The 25,695-nt window shown below is 69.4% G+C and carries 15 protein-coding genes and 2 pseudogenes; 14 read left to right on the top strand and 3 right to left on the bottom strand.

Features of this window, described 5'->3' with window-relative positions; genetic code table 11:
- Window positions 1–6 precede the first annotated feature (6 nt).
- The 8 genes from ACWCWD_RS36210 to ACWCWD_RS36175 all read left to right on the top strand — a co-directional run bounded on the left by ACWCWD_RS36210 (window position 7) and on the right by ACWCWD_RS36175 (window position 11,891).
- Window positions 7–4,287, top strand: coding sequence for an SNF2-related protein (locus tag ACWCWD_RS36210; RefSeq protein WP_450779770.1), 4,281 nt, complete (start codon window positions 7–9; stop codon window positions 4,285–4,287).
- The gene (locus tag ACWCWD_RS36205; protein WP_450779768.1) at window positions 4,284–5,471 is read left to right on the top strand and encodes a hypothetical protein; all 1,188 of its coding nucleotides are present in this window, start codon (window positions 4,284–4,286) and stop codon (window positions 5,469–5,471) included. The genes ACWCWD_RS36210 and ACWCWD_RS36205 overlap by 4 nt, the downstream gene beginning before the upstream one ends.
- Window positions 5,468–5,599, top strand: coding sequence for a hypothetical protein (locus ACWCWD_RS36200; protein WP_450779767.1), 132 nt, complete (start codon window positions 5,468–5,470; stop codon window positions 5,597–5,599). The genes ACWCWD_RS36205 and ACWCWD_RS36200 overlap by 4 nt, the downstream gene beginning before the upstream one ends.
- Window positions 5,600–5,788: 189 nt before the next feature.
- The gene (locus ACWCWD_RS36195; RefSeq protein WP_450779765.1) at window positions 5,789–6,160 is read left to right on the top strand and encodes a hypothetical protein; all 372 of its coding nucleotides are present in this window, start codon (window positions 5,789–5,791) and stop codon (window positions 6,158–6,160) included.
- Window positions 6,161–6,631: 471 nt separating this feature from the next.
- Complete coding sequence (locus ACWCWD_RS36190) at window positions 6,632–8,077, top strand: hypothetical protein (protein WP_450779763.1); 1,446 nt, start codon at window positions 6,632–6,634, stop codon at window positions 8,075–8,077.
- 289 nt (window positions 8,078–8,366) lie between these two features.
- Window positions 8,367–8,969 carry a DNA-binding protein gene (locus ACWCWD_RS36185; RefSeq protein ID WP_450779761.1) on the top strand — a complete coding sequence of 201 codons (603 nt, stop codon included), beginning with the start codon at window positions 8,367–8,369 and terminating at the stop codon, window positions 8,967–8,969.
- Between the two features lie 22 nt (window positions 8,970–8,991).
- Window positions 8,992–11,178, top strand: a complete 2,187-nt coding sequence (locus ACWCWD_RS36180; protein WP_450779759.1) for a hypothetical protein — start codon at window positions 8,992–8,994, stop codon at window positions 11,176–11,178.
- Window positions 11,178–11,891 (top strand): helix-turn-helix domain containing protein, encoded by a 714-nt coding sequence (locus ACWCWD_RS36175; protein WP_450779757.1) that lies wholly within the window; start codon window positions 11,178–11,180, stop codon window positions 11,889–11,891. Before ACWCWD_RS36180 ends, ACWCWD_RS36175 begins: the two co-directional genes overlap by 1 nt.
- Window positions 11,892–12,378: 487 nt before the next feature.
- Here ACWCWD_RS36175 and ACWCWD_RS36170 read toward each other — a convergent pair whose 3' ends face one another.
- On the bottom strand, window positions 12,379–13,161 hold the full coding sequence (locus ACWCWD_RS36170) for an SAVMC3_10250 family protein (RefSeq protein ID WP_450779787.1): 783 nt from the start codon (window positions 13,159–13,161) through the stop codon (window positions 12,379–12,381).
- An 848-nt stretch (window positions 13,162–14,009) separates the two neighbouring features.
- On the opposite strand from ACWCWD_RS36170, the gene ACWCWD_RS36165 reads away from it, so the two are divergent.
- The 4 genes from ACWCWD_RS36165 (at window position 14,010) to ACWCWD_RS36150 (ending at window position 21,669) form a co-directional block, all read left to right on the top strand.
- On the top strand, window positions 14,010–14,513 hold the full coding sequence (locus tag ACWCWD_RS36165; RefSeq protein WP_450779755.1) for a GNAT family N-acetyltransferase: 504 nt from the start codon (window positions 14,010–14,012) through the stop codon (window positions 14,511–14,513).
- A 584-nt stretch (window positions 14,514–15,097) separates the two neighbouring features.
- Entirely contained in the window at window positions 15,098–16,252 is a 1,155-nt protein-coding gene (locus ACWCWD_RS36160) for an exonuclease SbcCD subunit D (protein ID WP_450779753.1), read from the top strand.
- Window positions 16,252–19,281: an AAA family ATPase gene (locus ACWCWD_RS36155; protein WP_450779752.1), complete on the top strand. Its 3,030-nt coding sequence runs from the start codon at window positions 16,252–16,254 to the stop codon at window positions 19,279–19,281. Before ACWCWD_RS36160 ends, ACWCWD_RS36155 begins: the two co-directional genes overlap by 1 nt.
- A gap of 120 nt (window positions 19,282–19,401) precedes the next feature.
- Entirely contained in the window at window positions 19,402–21,669 is a 2,268-nt protein-coding gene (locus ACWCWD_RS36150) for a Helicase associated domain protein (protein ID WP_450779750.1), read from the top strand.
- 109 nt (window positions 21,670–21,778) lie between these two features.
- On the opposite strand, the pseudogene ACWCWD_RS36145 reads toward ACWCWD_RS36150, so the two are convergent.
- Window positions 21,779–22,684, bottom strand: a pseudogene (locus ACWCWD_RS36145) (LLM class flavin-dependent oxidoreductase).
- A gap of 369 nt (window positions 22,685–23,053) precedes the next feature.
- Here ACWCWD_RS36145 and ACWCWD_RS36140 point away from each other — a divergent pair.
- Window positions 23,054–23,905 carry a hypothetical protein gene (locus ACWCWD_RS36140; RefSeq protein ID WP_450779748.1) on the top strand — a complete coding sequence of 284 codons (852 nt, stop codon included), beginning with the start codon at window positions 23,054–23,056 and terminating at the stop codon, window positions 23,903–23,905.
- Between the two features lie 112 nt (window positions 23,906–24,017).
- Window positions 24,018–24,566, top strand: a pseudogene (locus ACWCWD_RS36135) (hypothetical protein).
- A gap of 21 nt (window positions 24,567–24,587) precedes the next feature.
- On the opposite strand, the gene ACWCWD_RS36130 reads toward ACWCWD_RS36135, so the two are convergent.
- Window positions 24,588–24,944: a transposase gene (locus ACWCWD_RS36130; RefSeq protein ID WP_450779746.1), complete on the bottom strand. Its 357-nt coding sequence runs from the start codon at window positions 24,942–24,944 to the stop codon at window positions 24,588–24,590.
- Between the last annotated feature and the right edge of the window lie 751 nt (window positions 24,945–25,695).

The following is a 25,695-nucleotide window of genomic DNA, read 5'->3' as shown; positions in this document are numbered from 1 at the left end:
CGCGCGGTGAGCGAGCTGGACAGCCAGCAGTGGCACGAAGCGCTCAAGCAGCTCGTGGGAGCTGAGAACGACGATACCGCGATGGTTGGTGATGCGGTCCGCCGCCACCGCGCGGGTCTGCTGACGGTAAGGGACATGCGCCTGGTACTGCTGGCCCGGGCTGATGCGCCGGCGTGGGCGCCTGTCCGGCAGGCTGTGATCGAAGCCCTGTCCGCCCACCCGCACATGGCCCGGCAGGTCCTGACCACCCATGTCCAGGTGGAGGTCTGGCCGCCCTTGCGGTTCGAGGACACGGCCACTGCTCCGGGCGCCGGGGGGAAGTTCACCGTTGCTGCCGTGGCCGGCCCGGTCGAATCCCCGGTGACGGGTCCGGCCCAGTCGGCCTCCAGCAGCAAGGAGGCCAAGGACCGGGCCGCGCTCGCCTTGCTGGCCCGTTTTGCCGGGGCTGTCTTGCCAGGCCAGGAGTCGGCTGGTCCCGGCGCGGTGGAGCGTGTGGTCCTGCCGGGGATGTTCACGGAGGTTTTCGAGCAGCGTTTGAGCCGGGAGGCGGGATCCGGGCGAGGTCCTGCTCCTGACCTGGAGGCAGAGGTCCTGCGTCGTGCCCGCACGTCGCGGTTGCGGCACAGCGACTTGTACGTTCTGCTGCTCGAAGCCCGTGGCCCGGCCTGGGCGGTCGCTCGTGAAGCCGCCCTCGTGCGGGCGGTGGCGATGCCGCCGGCTCCGGCCCGGCTCCTGGACCAGTATGCCGAGCGGCATGGTGTGGACCAGGGTCTCAGCTACGAGGAAGACATCGACGAGCTGGGCCGTCATCACACGCGAGCGGAGCTGGTGACGGGGGAGGGGACGTCGATCGGCCCGGTGCGCTCCGCCGCGACGCGCAAGACGGCCCGGCACTACGCGGTGTGCGCGCTGCTCGCCCACATCGCGGACCTGCCCGAACCAGCCTGCCCGGCCGCCGACAAGCCGGCGGTCACGCCGAGGATCACGGTTCCCGCACCGGACCAGGATCCGGTCAAGTATCTCAACAAGGCTCATCAGCTCGACCTCGTCACCAAGCCCGGGTCGACCGTGCGCGCGCTGGGTTCCTCGAAGGAGGTCACGTACTCCTGTCGGCACCTGGCGTCCGGCACGCTGGTGAAGGCGACCGCCTCCGGCCCGGACAAGACTGCCGCACGCCGGGCGGCGGCGCTGAAGCTGCTGCGCAAGCTCCAGACTCTCGATCACGCGGCCCCTGCTCCGGCGGAGGACGACGCGGAGGGCGATGCGGGGGCCGCCACGGGTGAGGTCCGGTCCCTCCGCCCGGACGGGCCTTCCACCGCGCCGGTGCCGGTGCTGCCCTTCGTCCCCCGCGCGCCCGGGCCGGCGCTGCGTGCCGTCCTCGAGGTGCGGGACCGTCCGGCGCCGGCTCTGCTGCGGTGCGCGATCTCTGCCGGCTGCACGGTCACGTTCGTGCCCGCCGATACCGGGCGGCCGGCCGTGTGGCGGGTGCGGGACGACGGCCGGCAGGCGCTGCCCATGACCGGGCTGCCCGCCCCCTTGGCCGCCGAGGCGGGTCCCCACGGCCAGGCAGGCTGGCGCCTGTCTCTTCTTGAGGGCCTGCCGGTCCTGTGCCGTACGCACCACGGCGCGAGTTCGGCGGCAGTGTTCTGGCAGCGGGCACTGCACATCGCCCTGCAGCTGATCGCGGCGCGGCTGGTCCATCCCGCTTACGGCGACGACGGCCGGGCGGTGTGGCGTGTCGGCCCGATCCCGGCGAACGCCGAGCATGCCCTGACCGCGCTCGCTGCCGCCGCGCCCACTGGGGCGACGCCGCCGGCGCTGCCGGTCCGCCAGGCGCTCAGCGCCGTGGCCGACGCGGTCGCCGACGCGCTGGTCCGTACCCCGGCGGCCGCTCTGTTCGGTACCGGCCCCTGGACGCACCCCGACCGGACGGCGGTGGACGCCGCTTGCGAGCAGGCGGTCCGCGTCTGGCTCGACGGGGTGGAGGAGCAGGCGGACGGCGGCCCGGCCCCGCAGGTGATCCTGCGCATCGAGGATCCCAGCGACGACCAGGCCGCCGCAGGCTGCCTCACCGCCGAACTGCACCTGGCACCCGCCGCCGACACCGATGTCGCGGCCGACACCGCCGCCGACACCGATGTTGCCGCCAGTGTGGACGCCAGTGTGGACGCCGGGGTGGCCGCCGGGGTGGGCGCGGTGCCGGCCGCGCTCCTCTGGTCGGGCGCGGCCCGCCTTGCCGGCCAGCAGTCGCATACGGTCCGCCCACGTGTCCGTCGCGTCCTGCGCCGGGCGGCACGCCGGTGTCCCGCACTGGCCGGACTCGCCGCTCAGGACCGCCCCGGGCGCTGCACGCTGTACCCGGCGGAGGTCGAGGCGCTGCTGGAGCAGGAAACCGAACTCGCCGAGCACGGCGTGCGGGTGGTGTGGCCCGAGCGTCTGCGCACCGCTCTGCAGGCCGCCGCGGTCATCGGTACCGAGCCCGCCACCGGCCCGGCCGTACGCCGGTCTGCGGGCGAGGCGCCCCGGTTCAGCGTCACCGCGCTCCTGGACTTCCGCTGGCAGATCGCCCTGGACGGGGTGCCGCTCAGCGAGGAGGAGATGGACGCCCTCGCCGAAGCGGCCCGGCCCCTGGTACGCGTCCGCGGCCACTGGGTCCTGGCCGACCCCGTCCTTCGCCGGCGGGCGCGGCACCGTCCGCTGGGACAGTTGCCGGGCACGCAGGCGCTGACCGCCGCGCTGGCCGGCACGGTGACGGTCGACGGCACGGTCGTCGCCTGTCGGACCGCCGGGCTGCTCGCCGAGGTGATCGGTGTGCTCACCAGCGGCGAACACCATCCCGAGACGGTGCCTGCCCCCGCCGGTCTGGGCGCGACGCTGCGCGGCTACCAGCAGCGGGCCCTGACCTGGCTCGCCCATACCACCAACCTCGGCTTCGGGGCGGTCCTCGCCGACGACATGGGCCTGGGCAAGACGCTCACCGCGCTCGCCTTCACCCTCCACCACCAGCTGCACTCCCCGGGCCCGGTCCTGGTCGTCTGCCCGGCTTCCCTGGTCGCCACCTGGTACCGGGAGGCCGCGAAGTTCGCGCCCGGCCTGAACGTCCTCGCCTACCACGGACCCGACCGCACCCTGGAGAAGGTCACCGACGCCACGGTGGTGGTCACCACCTACGGTGTGCTGCGCCGTGACCAGGTCCGCCTGGGCGGCCGGACCTGGTCGCTGGTCATCGCCGACGAAGCCCAGTACGCGAAGAATCCCCTCTCCACGACCGCCCGGAACCTGCGCGCCCTGCCCTCCACCACACGCCTGGCGTTGACCGGTACCCCGGTGGAGAACAATCTCTCCGAGCTGTGGGCCCTGCTGGACTGGGTCAATCCGGGCCTCTTCGGCCCGCTGAAGGCCTACCGGTCCCGGTGGGCGAACGCGGCGGAGAAGGATCCCGGTGGCGACAGGGCCGTCGAACTCGGCCGGATCATCGCACCGTTCCTGCTGCGGCGACGCAAAACGGACCCCGGGATCGCCCCGGAGCTCCCCGCCAAGATCGACCAGCCGCGGCACGTCCGGCTCACCACTGAACAGGCCGGCCTCTACGAGGCCCTCGTCCGCGAGACCCTCCAGCAGATCCAGGAGGCCAGCGGCATCGCCCGCAACGGGCTCGTCTTCAAGCTGCTCACCGCTCTGAAGAAGATCACCAACCACCCTGCGCACTACCTGCGCGAGGAGCCGGACACCGTGACGGGCACCGCCGAGTTCACCGCCCGCTCGGCCAAGACCGCGGCCCTGATGGATCTTCTCGAGGCGGTTCGGCTGCGCTCGGAGGCCTCGCTCATCTTCACCAGCTACGTGACCATGGGACATCTGCTCCATCGCCACCTCGACCGGCACGGCTACGCCCCGCTCTTCCTCCACGGTGCCACCGGGCTGCCCGAGCGCCAGCGGATGGTCGACGCCTTCCAGGCCGGCCTGCACCCCGTGATGATCCTCTCCCTCAGGGCGGCGGGGACCGGGCTGACCCTCACCCGCGCCGCCCACGTCATCCACTACGACCGAAGCTGGAACGCGGCCATCGAGGACCAGGCCACCGACCGCGCCCACCGCATCGGCCAGCGGCAAGCCGTCACGGTGCACCGTCTCATCACCGAGCACACCGTCGAGGACCGGATCGATGAACTCCTCACCCACAAACGCGCCCTGGCCTCCGCCGTTTTGACCGGTGGCGACCGTGCCCTCACCCAGCTCACCGACCGGGAACTCGCCGAACTCGTCACTCTGGGAGCCCAGCGATGACCCGCCCCGCCGACGTGTGGGCCCGCGCCCTGACCGCCGCTCTCACCGCCACCACGGACACCGCGATCCTGCGTGCCGCACACCGTCTCCTCGCCGTCGAGGATTCCCAGCTCAACGTGAACAAGGGCTTCGCCACCGCCAAGTTCCCCCTGCCCGACGGCCGGCCCGTCCGCCCCCGTCTCGTCGTCGAAGAACTCACCGGCGCGCAGTGGGACAGCATCGAAGCAGCGATCGCCGCGCATGCCCCCGGCACCGGTACCATCGGCGACGAATTCGCCGATCCCGGCCGCACCGCGGGCATCGCGCTGCTTCCCTCCGCGCAGGATCTCTCCCACGCCTGTACCTGCACCCCTGTGCCCGCCGCCTCCTGCGTGCACACCGTCGCCGTCGGACTTCTCGTCGCCGAACGGCTCCGTACCACAGCCGCCCCGATCTTCACCCTCCGCGGCCGCCCCCAGCAGCACATCAAGAAGCGCCTGCGGGTCACCGGCGGCTCCACCGTCGCGGCTTCCCCGGCCCGGGATCCGGCAGCCGTCGTGCTGCCGGCGACCGGCCCCGTTGTGAGCATTCCGGCCCAGCAATCCGCCCCGATGCCCGAACCCGCCGACCTCGACCTCGCCGACGCCCGCCCTGTCCTCACCGGACCGCTCCCGCCGCCACCCGCGCCGCTGCCCGAACTGCCGGCCCAGAACGCCCTCGTCGCCGACGCCGCCCACCGCGCAGGAGCGCTCCTGGCCGGCACCGAACAGCCCGACGCGCCGGACACCGGCAGCGACCTCGCCCGCTTCACCGCCCTCGCACACGGCACCCCCTTCCGCCGGGCCGCCATGGACCACCTCGGCCTCGACATCGTCGGCATGGGGCACCTCACCCTCGCCCACACCCACGGCGGGCCCGCCGGCGCCGCCGCCTACCTCCACCGCTACACCGTCGACCGCGACGTCCTCGCCCGCGCCCAAGCCGACATCCAGCCCTTGAGGCCCGCCCCCAACACGAGCGTGGAGTACGAGGACAACCACCTCACCGACCCGGCCGCCGGCGTCCAGATCCGCTACGGACCCGACGGCCGCTGGCACCCCTACTTCGCCCCGTACGGCGCCTGGCAACCCGTCCCCGGCCCCTCCACCGACCCTGCCCGGGCCTACCGCGCCGCGCGCACGGCGGCGAGGGCCCGTGCGCGATGATCAGGATCAACAGCGGGACCGCCGAACGGTCCGACGAACAGCCAGAGTCCAACCCGGTGGCATGGCTCCGAGGCGGCGACCCGGGCCGGCCGAAGAAGATCGTGAACAGCGTCGGCGCACGGAACTGAGCGGGGTGCTGAGCCGGGGTGCTGACGCCTGTTCGGCGATGACGCGGCGGGCCGCCATCCGCGGCGAGCCGATGCACGGTGACGGGCACGACGCAGCCGCACCTCCAGCGTGCTCCGGGGCCGATCCCGATGCCAGTACGGCCGGAGCGCCCGGGCCCGAGCAGCCGGGCCCGGGCCTCGCCATCCACCGTGCACAGAAGTCATCCGGAGAGCACCCGGGACACCGGTACCGCCTTGCCCGCCGTCCGGTACCGCCTCGCTGCCGAGACCGAGACCGAGACCGCCGTCCGGGCCGAACTCCTGAACGGATACGCCCGGTTGGACCGCGCGGGCGCTGTCGTCGGGGCCCGGGTCCTGCTCGACCCGGACGCACCTGTGCCGCTGCGCCTGGCCGCGGTGTTCACCGTGCTGGATGCCGGGGAGCCGTGGCCGGCCGCGCACCGCGACACCGCCCTCAGCCTCTTGCCCCCGTGCGAGACGGCCGGGTCCGGCCACGCGGACGAACACCGGGAGCCGCCCGGCCGATCGTTCGGCATCCGACAGGTGGCGGGCAGGCCGTAGCGCTCGCACGCCGCCGCGGTCAGGACCAACAGCAGGCCGGGGTTCTTGCCCGACGCGTGCAGCAGCACCGCCCCCACCTGCGCCTCGTCCAGAGCCCATTCCGCCAGGGCGGGAAGGGACTTGGCGGGCACGCCCAGGAGTAGACCACCGGTGCCGTACCCCGTCACCTGCCGCCCGTCATCGGCGTCCAGGACGAGCAGCCGACCGTGCACGTACGCGCCGGACCCTGCGGCGTAACCACGGCTGCCGGGGAGGCAGGCCACCCGCCTTCGACCGCGGACCTACCGCCGCCGCAACACCGTGGATCGGTGCTTCAACTGACTGAAGCACTTCCACCAGATACGACAGGATCACCGCCTCCTGTGAAGCGGCGGTCAGCCTGGCGTCGTTCCTGCTCTGGGCGAGATTCGTTTGAAGACTTGTCAGTGTCTGTTTCTACGCTGCTGAAAGCGCATCACATGGGGAGCGAGTATGACGGATGAGACAGCGGTCATGCAGGGGCTGTGGCCGCAGGTGCTGGAAGCGGCAAAGAAACGGCGGCGGTTCACCTGGATCCTGCTGAGCCAGAACGTGACGGGGTTTCTCTACGATGGTGCCGTACTGACGCTGGCCTGGGTCGATCAGGGTGCGGTGGACAACTTCGACAGTTCGGGCTCCATCAGCGTGCTTGAGGAGGCACTCGAAGAGGTGCTCAGCCGCCCGGCCGCCGTTGAGTCGGTCCTCGGCAATGCACCACCCGCGCCTCTGACTCTCAGCCCGGCAGGCCCGGCAACGCCGCTGCACGTACCCGCCGCCGCTCCTGCCCCGCCATCCCAGCCGGACGCGTCAGCGGCCTTCACTTTGCACCGCGCGCTGGGCCAAACAGCATTCCTGATGCATGAGCGGGGCGATAACCGGGCCGCGGCCCTGCTGGCGGAGGTAGGAGACGTGGAACCTCTGTGCAGCAGTCGGTTCGCAGAGCAGGCGAATGCCATCCTCATCGTGCCGTCACCTCTCGTTCCTCAATTCACCGATGAGGTCCTCGCAGCCATTGAGCTGGTGTTCGTACACGTCGCGGGGCGCCATGGGCTGCAGGTCAACGGGGTGCGTGCCGCTGCCGCGCTCCCCGAGATCGGCGAGGACTGGCGACAGGTCCTGCAAACGAAGCTGAAGGCCGCGGATGAGGGTACGGCGCCCGCGCAGGTGCCTCAGACGCCGCCCAAGGAGGCCTCCTCCAGGCCTGGCAGGAAGGAGATCACCGAGGGGCAGGCATCAGGATGCACTCGGCGCGGCAAGACCACAGGCAGTCGATGCCGCCGCCCGGCCGCCGAATGGCCGGCTTACGATGACCTGCCGCCGCCCGTGGCCGCCTGCTTTGGTCATCTCACCCCCGAGGAACAGAAAGCCTGCCAGCAGGCACGCGACCGTGCCCGGGAGGAGTGCAACGCCCGCTGGAAGGCAGAACGCGCCGCGCTCCAAGCCCGGGGCGTCGATCTGAAACCCTTCACCTTCACGCCGCGGCCGTGCATCGGCCAGTGCATCTCGCTGGACCAGGTGGGGGGAAGCGACTCCGATGGGGCCTCGATGTCGTGTGCGAACTGCGACAGCTGGGTGTGCGTGAGTTGCGGGAAAGCGCAGGTAGGCAGTGTCCTGGAGTTCTGCGGAGCTTGCTCGGAGCGTGAGGCGCAGTGTGACCCTGAACCCGAGTGGGACGGGCAGTACGACAGTGGGCCCGACACCGATCCAAACCCTCGCGCCCGACTGACAGCCATGGTCAACGACCTGGTCAAGGCGACAGGTATCACCCACCGGGAGGTGAATGCAGCCCTCAACCGAAGGGTCGGGGTGCCCAGCAGGGTCGGTGCCGAGGAACAGGTCATCCGCCGTGCCGCCGGCGCCGCCCGCGCGTGGCTCGATGAACTTGGTTCTTCCGGCTGACCAGGGCGTCAGACATGGCCGGCTGCCGACCCGCACCTGTGTGGCAGCCGGTGCGGGCGGTTCGTCTCCGAAGCGCCACGGCAGGCACGTCGGCCGCTCCGGGTGCCAATGACGGCGGGCGCCTTGCCGCCGGCAGACGCGGTTGACGGTCACCCCCTTGGACGCTGAATTCGCAGGCAGGTGCAACAGATCAACGAGTCGAATCAGATAACTGATACAACTTGCATAGTCGGTGAGGGTGGCGGTAGCGTCACGGCAGCAGACACCCCGACCGATATGAAGACTCGTCATGCTGCTCACCACAGGCCAAGCCGCCGAGGAACTTGGCTGCGCCGTCACGACCTACCGGCGCCTCATCACCGCAGGCGTGCTCCCGGAACTCTCCCGTCGCGGCGTTCGCGTGATGACACCTCTCTGGGTGGTCCGAGCCCTGCAGGAGCGCGCCCACCCCTCCTTGAACCGCCTCAACGTCAAAGAAGTTGCAGTACTGCGAGTCGACGCGGCACGCCCCAGCGAGGACAACCACCAAGAGCCGATCGGATACGCGGCAGGCCTTGGCCCCGACATACTCCTCAACCGCTTGAGGGGCTGGTGGCGCTGTGATGCCGCGAGTGTGGCGGCCGGAGGAGTGCTGCCGGTGACCCTGTCCGGCTACGTGGTGGCCGTCCTCACCGGCCTGAACCGCTGGGAAAGGGGCAACGGCGGCCGGCACGCTTTTCCGGACGCTGTCCTGGCCGGGCACGTCACCGACCTGGCCACCCCCGCCAAGCACCTGACCGCACCGCAGCAAACCGACCGGGACATCGCGGACCTCCTCCTGGGCACCCGCCTGCCCTCGCACTCCAGCGGCGCGATCGCGTACGTCCCCACCCACAGCAGCTCCGCCAACTGACCCGCAGGCACAAGGAATCGTGATGGACGCAAAGACCTACAACGCGGAGCTGGCCGAGCTGCGCGCCCTGCGGGACAGCATCAGAAAGGCGCAGGTCACGCTGGCGAAACTGGAGACGGACCGCGCCCGCAAGATCACCGCGCTCGCGGGATACGAGAAAGCGAAGGCGGAGCGCATCGCACCCGCCGCCGGACTCAGCCTGGCCGACATCGTGGCGATCGCCCCCATCCTCGCCCCCGACCGGCTCACCAGCGCAACACAGCCAAACCCCGCTTCCGAGCCCCCGTCGCCCGAACCGGCAACTTCGCCCGCCGCAGCCGTCCCAGCCCCCGAGCCCGCCGGGGACACAGCACGGCCCAGCGGCACCGAACACGCACAGCCCCCCTCCCAGGCAAAAACGGTCGCCCCGGCCATGACCCGCCCCGCCCCTGAACCGGCAGCGGAACCCGAACGGCCCGCAGCCCCCTCCAAGCCTGCCCCGGCCACTGCCGGCCCTCCCGCGACCCAGGAAGCGCAGCGCACTCTTCCCAGGATCCCCGAAGGCCCTGGCGGGGACCGTTGGTTCACCCACACCACCAACCTCGTCTCCACACACCCGAACTTCACCCAGCAGGCCCGCAGCACCGTCTTCCTCGACACCCACACCGGTGTACTGGTCCACCGCGACCAAACGTTCCGCATCGACCTGCCGACCGGCAGCGCCGCGGAAATCCTGAACACCGTCTTCCACGCCCTGCCCGGCGGAGTCGAGCGGATCTACATCACCGCAGGCGCCCCCTGGCACCGGCAGGCCGACCAGCACCCCTTCCTCAAGGACACCGTCGCCGCCTGGCTGAACGCCCCCACCCCCGGCTGGCGTACCGATACCGGCCGCGGCAAGGACCGGATGGCCGGCCATTTCGTCCACCCCCGCAACCCCGTCGCCCGCTACCAGCGCGAACACGGCGACCAGCATGTCGAGATCCGTTCGGCGGGGGAGTGGTTCGACACCGACGGGGCGGAACCCGCCGTCATCCGTGACGCGTTCGTCCTGCTCTGGAAGGCCCTGCGCCGCCACTGGCCCGACGCCGTCCTGATGGGCTCACCGTCCCAGACCGGCCGCGACCTGTGGACCCGCACCATCCCGACCAAGGGCCAGCACGCCGACGGCTACCCGGTCCTGTCCGAAGAGCTCCGCGGCCTCTTCCACACCACCGCCGGACAGGGCCGCACCCAACTCATCACCCCGCCCCACGTCCCCGCACAGCTCCCCGCCCTGGTCGAGTACGACCGCACCTTCGCCTACGCCAAACACACCTGGAAATCCGGAGTCGGCACCCCCCGCCGCATCACCGCGGCCACATTCGCGTCCTGGTCCCAGAAAGAACAGACCAAAGCCCTCTTCGCCTGCGGCCACTGGCACGTCCGCGTCACCGTCCCCGACACCTGGACCCACGTCGGGATCCTCCCCGCACCCGCTCCCGGCGACCGCGCCTGGCACTACCCCGCCACCCCCGGCACCACCTTCATCACCTGGGCCGGCGGACCCGAAATCCACACCGCCCTGTCCAACCCCCACACGCCGTGGAAGATCGAGATCCTCGACGGGATCCTCTTCGACGACGGAAAACCACTCGACGACTGGTCCAAGAAACTCAAGGAAGCCTGGTCCTCCCTCACCGCCCAGGCCGACCTGAACGGCGACCCCGACCAGCGCACCGCCGCCCACCTCGCCGCCCGCGCCGTCCGCGCCATCCTCCTCTACGGCATCGGCGCCTTCGCCCAACGCCCCCGCACCGTCACCGGCACCACCCCCCGCACCATGGAGCGCGACGTCCCACCGGACGCCGAAATCATCGGATTCGACGACCAGACCATCACCTGGCAACGCCCCACCGGCTTCACCCGCGACCCCCACGCCCACCCCGAATGGGCCGCCCACATCTGGTCCTCCGCCCGAGCCGCCCTGCTCTCCCAGCGCCACCGCGACGACAACACCTACGCCGGAGCCCTCCACGCCCCGCCCGGCAGCGTCGTCGCCTTCCGCACCGACGCCGTCTACCTCACCCAGCCCCAACCATGGCCCCACCACGGGCAGCCCGGCGACTACCTGAACAAGGGCCACCTCACCGGGCCCGTCACCGCCCCCACCAGCGAAGACGAACTCCTGACCCTGCGCGACAAGGGCCGCACCACCCCGCCGGCCACGCGCACCAACGAGGGGTCCTGATGCCGCCCCGCCGCCGCCCCGCCGCGCGCCCACACCTCAATGAAGCAGCCCGTCTGGCCGACCAGCTCCAACAAGCCGGCTACACCAAACGCGACATCGCCCGCATCATCAACCGCGACGCTTCCCTCGTCTCCCAGTTCTACACAAAGAACAAGGGCGCAGCCTTCGTCCCCGCCCTCACCCAGGTCCTCACCGCCATCCACACCGCAGGCATCAGCGACATCACCGAACTCGCCACGATCGCCGCTCCCCACACCACACGCCGCACCACCGCCAGCGGCACCCGAGCCCGCGTCCGCACCAAAGCCGTCCTCATCACCCCCACCGGCACCGGCACCGGCCGCGCCGGAGCACAGGCCATCGCCTCCGGCTCCGCCCGGCTACGCCCACTCATCGCCGAAGCCGCCCGCCAGGGCCTGCGCCTGGCCTTCACCGTGCGCCTCGCCAAGACCGGCTACGTCCACGTGTCGGGAAGCCGCACCGACTCACCCGGTATCCGCCGCGACGTCATCCAGCGCGCCGACCACACCGAGGAACGCTCCTACGGGTCCGCCACAACGGGTGGTTTCGCGGCAGCCGATATCGCCCGCCGTGTCGACGCGGCGGGCGGCGATGTCACCACCGCCATTCACCGGTGGCTGGTCGAAACCGGCCGGATCCACCCCGACGCCCACATCGTCCATTTGGAAATCCGTACCTGGCGCCCTCGTTGACCTCGCGCCGGCTGCAGGGCGCACCGCCGATTCCACAGCCACGGGAAGCGATGCCCGGGTGTCGTCCTGGCTGATCGTGGCAGATGCGTGTACACCCCGGAGAACGCCACAGTGCGACCATGAACGGCAGCACGTTCGTTCCCTTTCATGTTCACGGCTGGAATCGACCACTGCATGCGACCTGTCGAGACCGGCCCGCGTTGAGCTCGGCCAGCAGGGCCTCGTGCAGCTGCTGCTAGACGCCAGCCTCGTTACGGAATGAGCGGCCCCGCTTCCGGGGCTGCAGCTCGGAGGCAGACTTTCACGTCTACTCGGCCTTTTGTTCAGGCACACGAGCACCGGCCCGACCCACACGGTTCTCCTGCGCGAGTGAGTCTCGAAGGGCGCTATGGAAGTCTGGCTGAGGAGTAAGGCCCGGACAGCCGTAACGACGCCTGGCGCTCCAGTGGTGTGGCTGATCGCGGACAGTAGTGTGCACCGTCAGGAGTCACGGGCACCGACGGGGCCAGCGCGTGAGCCATCCCGTCGTGAGTGGGACGGCCGAGGCCACCTCCGCCGGCGGGGGCTGCAGCCCGGTTTCGACGTACAAGGGGGTCGCGATGATCAGCCGATGCCGCAGAGGCTTCGGCGGGAAGTTGCACGGCACCCGTGCGTGCCCGCGTAGATAGCCGGCCGTCCGGTGATCGGTATGCACCGCGAGCGCGGAACGAGCCGCGAATTCCTGGTCTTTGAGGCGAGTGGAGCCCAGCGTACTCGGGAGCGACGTATCACCCCGGGCCTCCCGAGCGACCGGATCCGCTGCCAGATCGTGAAGCCAGTCCGAGCCGGACCCCATCCTGCTGGGCGGATGGTCAGGGTGATCCCGCACGTGCTGGATCGAACCGCAGAGCAGCAGCTGGATGTGGCCGCAGAATTCGTCGTCACGGTGCCGGCGACGGTCCTCTTCCAGTGACCTCCAGGTGAAAACGCCGTCGTCGCGGAGCCCCAGGTCCCTGGCCGCCGCGCCGTAGAGGAAGAGCCCGCAGAACTCCAGCCAGGCACCCGCTCCCAGCTCCTGGCATAGTGCTGGCTCTTGAGTGTGAGCCCTGCACCTCTCGCGAAGATGCGCCAGAGCCTTCTCCAACCGTTCGGCATGCCGCTCGCCGGCTGTGGGCTGCCCCGCGTTTCTCGGGCCGAGTGCCAGGCGCGCACTGAAACCCTGAGCGCCGGTCTCCGCTTCCAGGGACCGGTCTACGAGCCCCCTGCGAGGCGGCTCGTAGAAGTCACCCAGCTTACGACGTTGTGCGCGATTGAGGTCGGGGCGTGTTGACCTGGCGTGTTGTCGGGTGGGTGATCACCTCTTGCCGATGAGGTCGGAGACCAGGCCAGCCACCGCCGAGTAGCTTTCCTCGAAGTGCTCGCGGCGTCCGAGGTACCGCTGGAGCGTCCGCCACTGCGTGTGCTCGGCGTTGGCGTGCTCAACGCAGATTCGTTCTGATGACTAGGGGCAGCTGGGTGGGCAGACTGCCGGTGATCCGGGAAGTTGCGGGCAACTCCCTGGCCATGAAACAGGAGATAGGCGAGTTCGGGTCGTCGAGTTCACTGGTGAGGCTCATGCAGAGGATCGTCGGGCACGGCACTGACAATCGCTGATGAAAGATTCGAAAGTGAATCAAACGCAGGGAAATGCGTGCGCAAGGCAACCTCGGTCCCGAGGAACCGCCCACGTCACCGTCTCGACTGCCCACACACGGGCGCCCTGTCCTTGCTTCCATCGGTGAAGCCGGAGCCTGCCTCGCCTGCGTCGCAGTCACACGCGCCCGCCATAGGCCGACCTGGTGCTGTCAGGATGGGCCACCGGAAGCACTGCCGGCCCGGACGGCGGAGCCTGTGCGCCTAACACCAGTTTCCGGTGCCTGGCCGCAATGCGAAGACGGCGCCCGTACACGCCTGCCCGGCGAGCCCGGCGGCCCTACCGGCGCTCCGCAGGCCCAGCTTCTCGAAGGCCCAGCCCGCCAGGATCTGTGCTCATGAAAGGGCCTCCGCAACAGGCGCTGTTCCGAAGCCCTTCGGCACCCCCCCGGACCAGAATCATCACGACGAACGAGCTGTCCGAGGCGTGCCGTTCATACTGGCGGGGTGCCGAATCCTCTGCTGCGCCTGGCCACGCCGGACGACTGCCAACCCGTGATCGAGCTCCTGACCCAGGTATGGGAGGAAGAGCGCAGACCGGCCCGGTGGGAAGCGGATCTGCGGGAGCAGACGGAGTGCGGAGACGGCGCGCGGCGAGGCGTGTGGGTGCTGGATGACGCTGGCGCGGCGGTGTCGGTGGCTGTAGTCCATCGGCAGAGCCCGAAGGAGATCGCAGGCCGTACCTGGCCTGTCTACCTCGCGTACCTGATCACCGACAAGGAACACCGCGGCCGCGGATACAGCGCACTGCTGGAAAACCACGTCATGGCGGAGCTGGCCCGCGAGGGCCGCCCTGGGGCCTACCTGAAGGTTCACAAGAGGGACGCGGACTGGGAGAAGGCACTGGGGTTCTGGAAGCACCAGGGCTGGGAGCAGACGGCCGGATCCACGAACACGCACACGTTGATGACCAAAGACACAGCTCTTCCGTCAGCACCGGGGCTGCTCTGACCAACCCGTAGGTCCGCCCAAGCAGCGCCTCCGCCGCTCCCGCCTCTCTTCCTGCACTTGCTACGGGGCCCGAGCCGGTGACCGAGAGGGCCGGCCTCCGGGCTCCGGAGGTGTACCGTTCAGCGGCTGCCGGTGCTGCAGGAGGTACTCCCTGGCTCCTTCCCATCACTGGACTGTCTTTGCCGCCTCCGTGAACGGGCTGCCACTGGCGCGGCTGTGATCGCCACAACGTGTTCCTACCGGTCCTGTGAGGCGGGGGCGGCAGGTGGCGGCACCCGTCCATCGGCACCGTCAGCAGGGGAATGGCGCATCATCCTCACCATGGCTGACCGCCCGCTCACGGCCGAGCTGACGAAGCCGGCGCCCGGCACCACGACCTGTCGGTGGCGTGCCGAGGACCGGCCCGGGGGAGTACGACCCTGCGCACCCTGAGGGAACGTGTGATCGCTGCCGGCCCCTCTGAACCGTTCCCCGAGGCTGCCGGCAGGAGAACCATTCTTCGTATACCTGCTCAGTTCAGAGTCAAGGGCGTTTATCGGTAAAGCCGCCCGTAGCACCCGCCTCGGTGGCTACGGTCTGCGTTCATGCGGATCTTGCACACTTCGGACTGGCACCTGGGCCGTCAACTGCACCGGGAGCCGCTCCTCGCGGAGCAGCGCACCTTCCTCGAGCACCTGCTGAGCACGGTGCGCCAGGAGCATGTCGAGGCGGTGGTGGTAGCAGGCGACGTCTTCGACCGGGCCATCCCGCCCCTCGACGCGATCGACTTGTTCAACTGGGTCCTCGGGGAACTCGCCGACCTTCAGGTACCGCTCGTCATGATCAGCGGTAACCATGACTCGCCGCGCCGCCTGGGCGTCAACTCCCGGCTGATCGAGCGCGCGGGGATCCACCTGCGCACCAGTGTGGAGGACTGCGCCCGCCCGGCCATACTGCACGACGAGCACGGACCGGTCGCCTTCTACGGCCTGCCCTACCTCGAACCCGGCCTGGTCCATACGCAGTTCGGGGCTGAGAAGCCCAGCCACCAGGCTGTGCTCACCGCGGCGATGGACAGAGTCCGCTCCGATCTCGCGACCCGTCCCGCCAACACCAGGTCTGTCGTTCTGGCCCATGCCTTCGTGACCGGAGCGGACATCAGCGACAGCGAGCGTGACATCACCGCTGGCGGTGTTCCCTCAGTCAGCGCCTCAGTTTTCACCGGCGCCGACTACGTGGCACTGGGGCACCTGCACCGCTGCCAAGAGATCAGCGAACGCATCCGCTACAGCGGATCCCCGCTGGCCTACTCCTTCTCCGAGGCCGACCATCCCAAAGCCACGTGGCTGATCGACCTGGACGCCGGCTCCGACGTCACAGCCCGCAAGATCCTCTGTCCCGTGACCCGCCGCCTGCGTCAGCTGACCGGCCCCCTGAACGACCTGCTCACCCAACCCGAGCACGCCGAGTCCGAGGACTGCTGGCTGCACATCACGCTCACCGACACCAACCGGCCCCACATGGCCATGGAACGCCTGAAACAGCGTTTCCCTCACGCGTTGAAGCTGAGCTTCTCCCACCAGCACCCCACCTCACAGGAGTCCTACCGCTCCCGGGTCAACGGCCGCAGCGACCACGAGATCACGCTCGGCTTCCTCGACCACGTCACTGGCACTCCCGCCACCACCCCGGAGCAGAACCTACTGCGAGAAGGACTCGAAAGCGTCCGCACCGCAGCCGCCGCACGAGAGGCCAGCTGATGTACCTCCACCACCTGACGGTCCAGGCATTCGGGCCCTTCGCCCGTACGGAAGCCGTCGATTTCGACGCCCTGACCAGCAACGGTCTATTCCTGCTGCGCGGCGACACCGGAGCCGGGAAGACCAGCATCCTGGACGCTGTCTGCTTCGCCCTCTACGGCACTGTGCCCGGCATCCGCCCCACCCACCGCCTGCGCAGCGACCACGCCCCCACCGGAACGCGCACCCAGGTCATTCTGGAGTTCAGCGCAGCCGGACGCCGTCTCAAGATCACGCGAAAGCCCAGGCAGTCCTACCCCAGCACACGCGCCAAAACCGGCACCGCCACCGCCGAGGCCACCGTCGAGCTCCACCAACAGACCAGCACTACAGACGGTGCTGCGAAGTGGGAGCCGGTCAGCGCCAACCACCAGGACACCGCCAGAGAGATCGAAGCGGCCCTGGGCCTGTCCAAGGAACAGTTCTGCCAGGTCGTCCTCCTGCCCCAAGGCGACTTCGCCACCTTCCTGCGGTCCGACGCCAAGGACCGCACCGTGCTGCTGCGCCGCCTCTTTGACACCGGACGCTTCCAGGAACTGCAGGCCTGGCTCACCAACCGGAGCAAAGCTGCTCAGGAGAATCTCAACGAGGTCACTTCCACCCTGCGGCAGCTCGGCGAACGCATCCACCAGGAAGCAGGCCGCCTCGTTCACCAGGAGGGCACCGGCACGGAAGAGGTATCCCGTCCCGACCCTCAGCACCCGGCCGACCTACTGCCCTGGGCCCAGCACCTGAGCGCCCGGGCTCGGAGCGCCCACGCCACAGCCGTGGCCGACGAGCAACGCAGCGACATCGAGCACCGGAACGCCAAGACTGAACATCAGCGCACCATCGAGCTTGCCAACCACCAAACCCAGCACGCGCAGGCCCGAGCACGCCGTGCAGCTCTCAACGACAAGGCCGCCGACCACCCCCGGCTCCGCTCGCAACTGGACACCGGACGGCGCGCAGAACAACTGCGCCCCCTCCTGGACACCGTGGAGCGCACAGCACTCGCCCTGGGCACAGCCACCAGCGCCGAGAACGACGCCCGCCTGCTGCTGCCCGACGAGCACCGAGACACGTCAATTCCCCAACTGAGGGCCGCCCTTGAACAGCACCACGCCGAGAGGGGGCGAGCCGAAGGGCTGCTGCCGGACGAACAGCAGCACACACAGCTCGGCGTCCAGATCACCGACCTCAACGCCAAAGAAGAGCAGGCAAGAGCCGACCTCGAGGAAGACGAGCAATGGCTGACCGTATGGCCTGCACTGGAGACAGAACACACCGGCCGCATCGCCAACATGACCAAGGCAGCCGACCAAGTACCGCAACACGAGCAGGACATCCAGACACTCAACGCCCACCTCAAGGCCGCACGCCTCCGCGACACCCTCACCGGCAAGCTCGCCTCAGCCGCGAAAACGGAAACCGACCGTGCCGCTGAGGCCCTCGAAACCAAAAGGCTGTGGCTGGACCTACGCGAACGCCGCCTGGACGGCATGGCCGGAGAACTCGCCAGCGAACTCACCGACGGGACCCCGTGCTCGGTCTGCGGCTCGCCAGACCACCCGCAGCCCGCCCAACGCCAACCCGACCAGCCCACACGCGAGGACGAGGAAAAAGCCCGCACCCTTCACGAGCGGGCCGACACGCTCCACGCCCAGGCCAGCAGCCACCGCCACGACCTCGCCACCCAGCACGCCGAAGCATCCGGAGCAGCAGGCCCCACCCCCAGCGACGAGCTCAAGACACAGCTCACCAAGGCCAAGAAGGCCCACCAGAGCGCATGCGAGGCCGCCGCCGCACTGCCCTCAGCCCAGGAAACCCTGACCCGCCTGCGCACAGAACACGACACCCGCACCCAGCAGTGCCAGGCAGCCCAGGCCCGTGTGACCGAATGCCAGGCACGCACCAAAACCCTGGCCCAGCAGCAAACCGCCCTCGCCCACACCCTGGCCGCCGCACGCGGCACCGCCACCACCCTCGACGAGCGCATCACCGAACTCAGCCGCATCGCCAAAAGCCTGTCCGACACCATCGACGCCGCCCAGAAAGCAGCCGAAGCAGCCGTCCGCCACCTGGACGCGACGACCATCGCCACCACCACTGCCCACGACGCCGGGTTCCTGACGCTCGACGAAGCAACCGCCGCCCTCCAGGACCCAGCGCTCCTCGAACAGTGGAGCCAGGAACTCGACCAGTGGGGCAAGGACGACGCCGTCGTCACCGACCTCCTGGAAACCCCGGCCCTCCTGGAAGCCGGCCTCCAGCCCCCCGCCGACCCCCAAGCCGCATCCAAAGCCCTGACCGAGGCCGAAGAACGAGCCAAGAAGACCGCCGCCGACCGCCAGCAAACCGATCATTGCGTCACCGCCCTCACCCACCTGATCTCCACCCTCAAAGCCCGCCTCTGCGACCTGGAACCCCTGCAGGCCCGCCACGCCCTCGCCGACCGTCTGGCCAGCATCGCCTCCGCCACCACCACCGCCAACACCCTCAGCATGGAACTTGAGGCCTACGTCCTGGCCGCCCGTCTCGAAGAGATCGCCGACGCAGCCAACATCCGGCTCCAGGCCATGACCTCCGAGCGCTACCTCCTCCAGCACACAGCCGACAAGGACGCAGGCCGACGCGGACGCCTCAAGTCCGGCCTGGGACTGAGAATCCTCGACACCTGGACCGGCACCGAACGCGAAACCTCCACCCTCTCCGGCGGCGAAACCTTCACCGCCTCCCTCGCCCTTGCCCTCGGCCTGGCCGACGTCGTCACCCAGGAAGCCAGCGGCCGCCCCCTGGGAACCCTGTTCATCGACGAAGGCTTCGGCACCCTCGACGAACAGAACCTCCAAGAAGTCATGGACGTCCTGGACCAACTCCGCGCCGGAAACCGGGCAGTGGGCATCGTCAGCCACGTCGCCGAACTCAGCCGCCGCATCCCCAGCCAGCTCAACGTGATGAAACACCGCAACGGCTCCACACTGCGCCCGTTGATCAACACCGATCTGTAACGTCAGAACCACCAGACAGGGCAGAACACCAACCAACCCCCCCCCTCACCGACCCCAGCAACCACCGCATCCGCGCAGCACACCAAGACACCGTCCCGACCAGGAACCGGCCAGGAGAGCATGCCGACCGCCGCGATCGAGCTCCGCCCCCATCAGAAAGAAGCCGTCACCGCCGCAGTCAAAACCCTGCGCACCCACCCCCGGGCCAGTGTCATCGCGGCCTGCGGGACCGGGAAAACCCTCATCGCCGCCCGCACCACCACACGTATCGCACCCCGCGGGCGGGTCCTGGTCCTCGTCCCGACCCTGGACCTGCTCTCCCAGACCGTCCGCTCCTGGCACACAGCCGGCCACAAAGCCCCGGCGGTAGCCGTCTGCTCCACCCGCCAAGCCATGGACCACCCCTCAGCCGGCAACCTCCCCATGACCACGAAACCCGACGAGCTCACCGAACTCACCCCGCCCACCGGCCCGGTCACCGTCTACGCCACCTACGCCTCCCTCCCCACCGTCATCAACGCCCACCGAGACCACCACCTGCCGCCCTGGGACCTCGTCGTCGTCGACGAGGCCCACCGCACCGCCGGCCGCCTCGGAAAAGCCTGGGCAGGCATCCACCACGACGACCAGGTCCCCGCCGCCCGCCGCCTCTACCTCACCGCGACCCCCCGCATCTGGGACCCCGACACCGACCACAGCGACACCCCCGTCGCCTCCATGGACGACGAAATCCTCTTCGGCCCCGTCGCCTGGCGCCTCACCCTCTCCGACGCCATCGACCTCGGCCTCCTCGCCGACTACCAGATCCTCGTCCCCGTCATCCAGGACACCGACCTCCGCGACTGGCTCGCCACCAACCGCGGCGCAGGCGCCGACGGCCTCCGCCTCGCCGGACACCAGGTCGCCGTACTCAGAGCCATCCACGACCACAAACTCCGCCGCGTCCTCACCTTCCACCACCGCGTCGCCGACGCCCGCACCTTCGCCACCACCCTCCCCGACACCGCAGCCGCCCTCCCCGCAGACCTGCAGCCCCAAGGCCTGTGGGCGCAGTGGATCAGCGGCACCCACCCACCCCGCACCCGCCGCCGCATCCTCCTCGACTTCGCCACCCACACCCACCCCGAACAACCCGCCGTCCTCGCCAACGCCCGCGTCCTCGGCGAAGGCATCGACGTCCCCGCCATCGACGCCGTCGTCTTCGCCGACCCCAAGAACAGCCCCGTCGACACCGTCCAAGCCGTCGGCCGCGCCCTACGCCAAACCCCCGGCGCCGGCAAAAAGGCCACCCTCATCGTCCCCGTCTACCTCACCCCCGACGAAGACCCCGACGACCTCCTCAGCGCCGACGCCTACACCCCCCTGTGGCGAACCGTCCAAGCCCTGCGCGCCCACGACGAACGCCTCACCGCACGCCTCGCCGACCCCCGCACCCACCGCCCCACCCAAGGGTCCGAAGACCCCGGCGCCTGGCTCCACTTCGAACGCCCCACCCAACAAGAAGAAGTCGCCCTCGCCCTCACCCTGCGCGTCCTCAACCCCAAAAGCGCCGAATGGCGCCGCGGCCTCACCGCGGCCCGCCACTACCACCGCACCCACCACCACCTCGACACCCCCCAGACCCACGAAGACCCCGACGGCTACCCCCTGGGCCGCTGGCTCACCTGGCAACGCCACCTCCACACCACCGGCGCCCTCGACCCCGCCCGCACCACCGCCCTCGAACGACTCGGCATCATCTGGAACCCCCACCAACACGCCTTCGACCGCGGCCTCGCCCACGCCACCGCCTACACCCACCACTACGGCCACCTCGCCGTCCCCGTCGACCACCACCACGACGGCTTCGCCCTCGGCCGCTGGCTCGCCACCCAACGCAAACGCGCCGACACCCTCACCCCCGCCAGAACCCAGGCCCTCCACGACCTCGACCAGTACTGGAACCCGCCCTGGCCCCTGACCTGGCACCGCGCCTACCACGCCGCCCGCAGACACCACAACGCCGGCAACCATCTGACCGACGTGCCCCGGAACCACATCACCGATGACGGGCACCGCCTGGGGGAGTGGCTCCACAACCAGCGCCTCCACCTACAACGCCTGCACCCCACCCAGCAGCGCCTCCTGGCCGGCATCGGACTCACCCAGAACACCGAACCGCCCCCGCAGAAGCGGAAACCCGCTACCCGCAAGCCAGAACAGGGCCTGGCCGCCGCCCGCGCCTTCCACCAGCGGGAAGGACACCTCGAAGTTCCCCAGCGCCACGTCGAAGACCTCGACGGTGAACCCGTACGCCTCGGACAGTGGATCAGCAACACCCGCCGCCGCAAAGAACACCTGCCCACCGACCGCATCCGCGCACTCGACGCCCTCGACATGCGCTGGTAACTCCCCCTACGGCGGAGGCCGGAGCCCGCTCGCATCCGCAGGCCGATCACCAACCGCGGAGCGTCTCGCACCAGCCACAGCCGTGGCAGCGTACGAGCGGACCCGCCACTCAGGTACCAGGCTGCCAGCCCAGCGCAGGGGCCAGCTTCAACGCGATATCGGCCAGTATCTGCTCGTAAGCGTCACCTCGTCCACCTCACGGAACGCCGCGTGCGCCTGCAGCCGCTCGGCGGCGTACCGCTCATACTGGGCCCGCTGTTCGGGCGACGCCGAGTCCGTAGGAACAACGACCAGCCCCTGCGAAACACGGGCATCCTCCCCATCCGGGTGAGCCGCCTGGAAGGCCCGGATGTGCGAGAGCTGAATCGCGGCAAAGCCGGCGACCTCAGGCTCAAGACCCTCGGCCTTGACGACGCTGCCGTTCAGCAAGTTCACCCCGTGCTCGCCCGCCCAACGGGCCGACCGCAGGCTGCCCCCGCCGTACCACATCCGCCGGATCAGTCCCGGTGAGTGCGGCTGCACCCGGTCGGAGAAGGCTTCAAAACCCTCCCTGCGGCTGAAACCAGTCGCAGGCTTGCCCCGCACGAGGTCCAGCAGCCGTTCCACCCGCCCGTACCCGAAGTCCTCGGCGTCCGCCGTCTCCGGGTATAGGACTTCCTCGACCCGGTCGTAGAACATTGGAGGACCGACGCTGATACCCGGATTGAGGCGGCCCCCCGACAGCACATCAACCGTGGCCAGGTCCTCGGCGAGCCGCAGCGAGTTCTCCCAGCCGAGCGGCGTAATCGCGGTGCCGAGCCCGATGCGCCGGGTGCGCTGCGGTCGCAGCCGCCAGAACAGCGACAGGCGAGGAGATGCCGTACTGCAGATGCCTGTGACGGACCCAGGCGCTGTCGAAGCCCAACCGCTCGTCCAGCTGGAGCGTGGCCTCATGCCCCAGGCCCGGGTCGGACTCGTCGAACAGCCCGATGGTCAGGAACCCCCGCTTGCGCAGCGGTCGTGATGCGAGCGGCACTCAGCCCCTCCAACGGCGGGGTCGGGACAGACCTACGGGCGTACCAACAGCAAGCCACACCGCGACGTTCCCCGGCGGCCTCACTCGGGCGACGCACGAACCGCTGATCACGCAGAGCACTGCCTCGAACCCGCCCCGCGCTTACCCCCTGAAACTAAGGACACTGCCTTTGTAGTTTGAGGTCATGGTGAGAACGGTGCCCAGCGCCCCCGACAGACACTTGATCCAGGCTGTGGCAGCATCCGGACTGAAATTGAGCCCCTACCAGCTAGAGCGGTGGCGCACAGCCGGGCTGATTCCCGACCCGGCCCGGGCACCCTGCTGCGGACGGGGAACAGTTATATCTATACGCAGGAGACAGCCATCCTCGTGGCAGGGCTTCTGACATGCGCCCCGCTATGCAGATCGAACGACGTCCTGGCGCTCCTGGCGTTCTTTAACGAGGTCCCTGTTCCCTCCGACCCTGTCCGCGTTGCACTGCTCAAGGCATACTTCCCCCAGTACGCCAAGAGCCGGGACCGGCAGAACGAGGAGCTGCAGCGGATTCCGGCGGACTTCCGCGACGAGGCTCGACCTGAGTACGACTGGGCTGAGGCCACAGCGGCCCTCGACATGCAGAACAAGGAAGCCGTTCGGCAGATGAGGGACAATCTCCGACGCCGACGCGATCTGACGGCAGCATCGCGCACCGAGCTCGATGAACGGGTCCGCGGAGTGCTGATCTGGCTGAACGCTCCCGCCCTGCCTACGCATGACACCGTGTTCATGGCAGACCTACGTACTGCTATGGCATTCAGCTGGCCACCCGACCAATCCCGCGCAGCGTGGCTGCTCGCAGCACACTGCCACAGCGAGCAACTTGCAGAGCGCTGCGAAACCTCCGGCCGGGAAAGACTCGAGACCTTTCTCGCGGTCACAGACGAGGACCTGATCCACCTACGAGAGCAGATCAGGGAGTCCCTGGACGCCGTGTGGTATATGGCAACGGGGGGAGGTAGCCGCCACTACGACCTGAACTCACCCGAAGCAGCCCGGCTGGCAGGCAGCATGCTCGTGGAATGGACCACCGCGCGTAAGGCACACCCTCCCGGGTCGCGCCCCGCCCAGATGCTGGTAGACAGCCTACGCAGCCTCTGGGTTCTGTGCTCGGCCGACTCGTCCGGAGAAGGCCGCGCCGCCTTTCAACGACGGGTACAGCCCCGACCACGGCACAGGGTCTGAGACGCTGTTGTCGTTCCGAGTCTGACGGCTGTGTTTTCGCTGTTCAGGGGTGGGGGCGGCGTCGGGATGGGAGTGATGGGGTGTCGTTTCGTCGCTGTCGTGGAGGTCGCGGATGCCGTCGGTTGTCGGACTGCTGGAACAGCACGAGCTTGGCGCTCGTCGTCGTGTGGACGGGTTGCGTGAGGAAGCGGACCGTGTCCAGGCCGAGCTCGTGGTGGCCGAGCAGGAGTGGTCGGAGTGGATGATCGCCCGGGAGCGTGTCAGTGCGGTGTTGTCCGCGCCGGGCGGTGACTCGGCCGGCGTGGTCGCCACCGAGGTGCCAGAGGGTGTTGTGACGGGAGCCGAGGTGGAGGCGTCCGCGCCTCTGGTGGTGAAGGCGAGGTCACAGGTTCCGATGTGGCGCGAGGGGCTGGGCCAGGCGGCACTGTCGGTGGACTACCGGCGCATTCTGGCCTCGATCGAGGATCGAGTCCGTCTCGGTCAAGGGCCGCGGATCTGACAGGAGATGGCCACCGCGTTCGGCCTGGACGTGGTGCCGGCCAAGGTGGAGGGGCCGCGGTCGAAGGCGGAACGCCTGGTCGCCCGGGGCTGGCTGGCCGAGCCGGCACCGGGCCGGTTCCCCCTCGCGCGGAGCGTGAGCGGGCCGGGCGGCGGGTCGTGATCATGGTCATCGATGAGTAGATCATCGCCTTGGCGCTGCTGGTGGATCGTTGTCCCGGACCAGGCGGCGGCTTCGCATCGGGTGGGCGAAGAGCCGCTCGACGTTCCACCGCTTGGGCAGCACCACGAAGCCGCGCATGTGGTCGCTGCGTTTGACGATCGCCAGGACCAGCGCGAGGCCGGCCAGGCAGTGCTCGACGAGGCTGCCGGTGTAGCCGCCGTCGGCCCAGACGAGTTCCAGCCGGTGGTGAGCGTCGGTCACCCGCTCAAGCAGCACCTTCGCGGCAGCGCGGTCGCCGATGTCCGCCGCGGTGACCATCACGCCCAGCAGCAGGCCGAGGGTGTCGACTCTCCTTGCCGCGGGAGGCAGAGGGGGCACCTACCGAGCGAAACACGCTGCAGGCCGCACGCCAACGCGCAGCATGTCACAAGGAGACTCCCTGACCAACAAGCGCCCACGTCGAGCGAGTTACGCTCGCTCGACGTGCTCGGCAGGCAACTAAGGATTCTGCCCAACTTGGAGAAGGCCGTGACGGAACCGGCCGCTTTCGGTGCCCAGCGAGAGCCTGCCAGCCAGTCGCGGCTGCACCCTCGCCAGTAACAGCCAGGCCGTCAGGCCGTCAGGCCAAACCCTGCACCGCGCCACCACGGACGAGCCACCTCTAACGACCGAGAAGAGAGACACCAAATCAAATCACTGCCCAAAAACCAAGATGACATCACCAGTGCCGGAAGGCGTACACATAGCCCCCTCCCTGTCGGTCAGGGAGGGGGCAAACACCACACCAATCCGCTGTCATGCCGCCAGGCATGACACCCCAGCAAACACTAATCCGCGTACCTCTTTGCCCCGCCAGGGGCAAACCCCTCACTCACTAACTCCCACCGTCAGGCCGCCAGGACTGACACCCCACCACCCATCGAGCCGTCAGGCCGAACACCACCCATTGTCATGCCGTCAGGCATGACACACCAGCATCTTCCGGCCGTCAGGCCGGAGTTGGGCCGCCAGGCCCAACTTAAGAGCCACCAGGCCGCCTCGCTCGACTACGAGCCCACCGGCGAGGAGTCGGCGCAGCTCGTGAAGGTCGACATCCTGCTGCACGGCGACAAGGTGGACGCGTTCTCCG

The organism is Streptomyces sp. NPDC001493, assembly GCF_053597235.1.
Note: the sequence above shows the minus strand (reverse complement) of the source record. Positions and strands in the feature narration are given on the sequence as shown.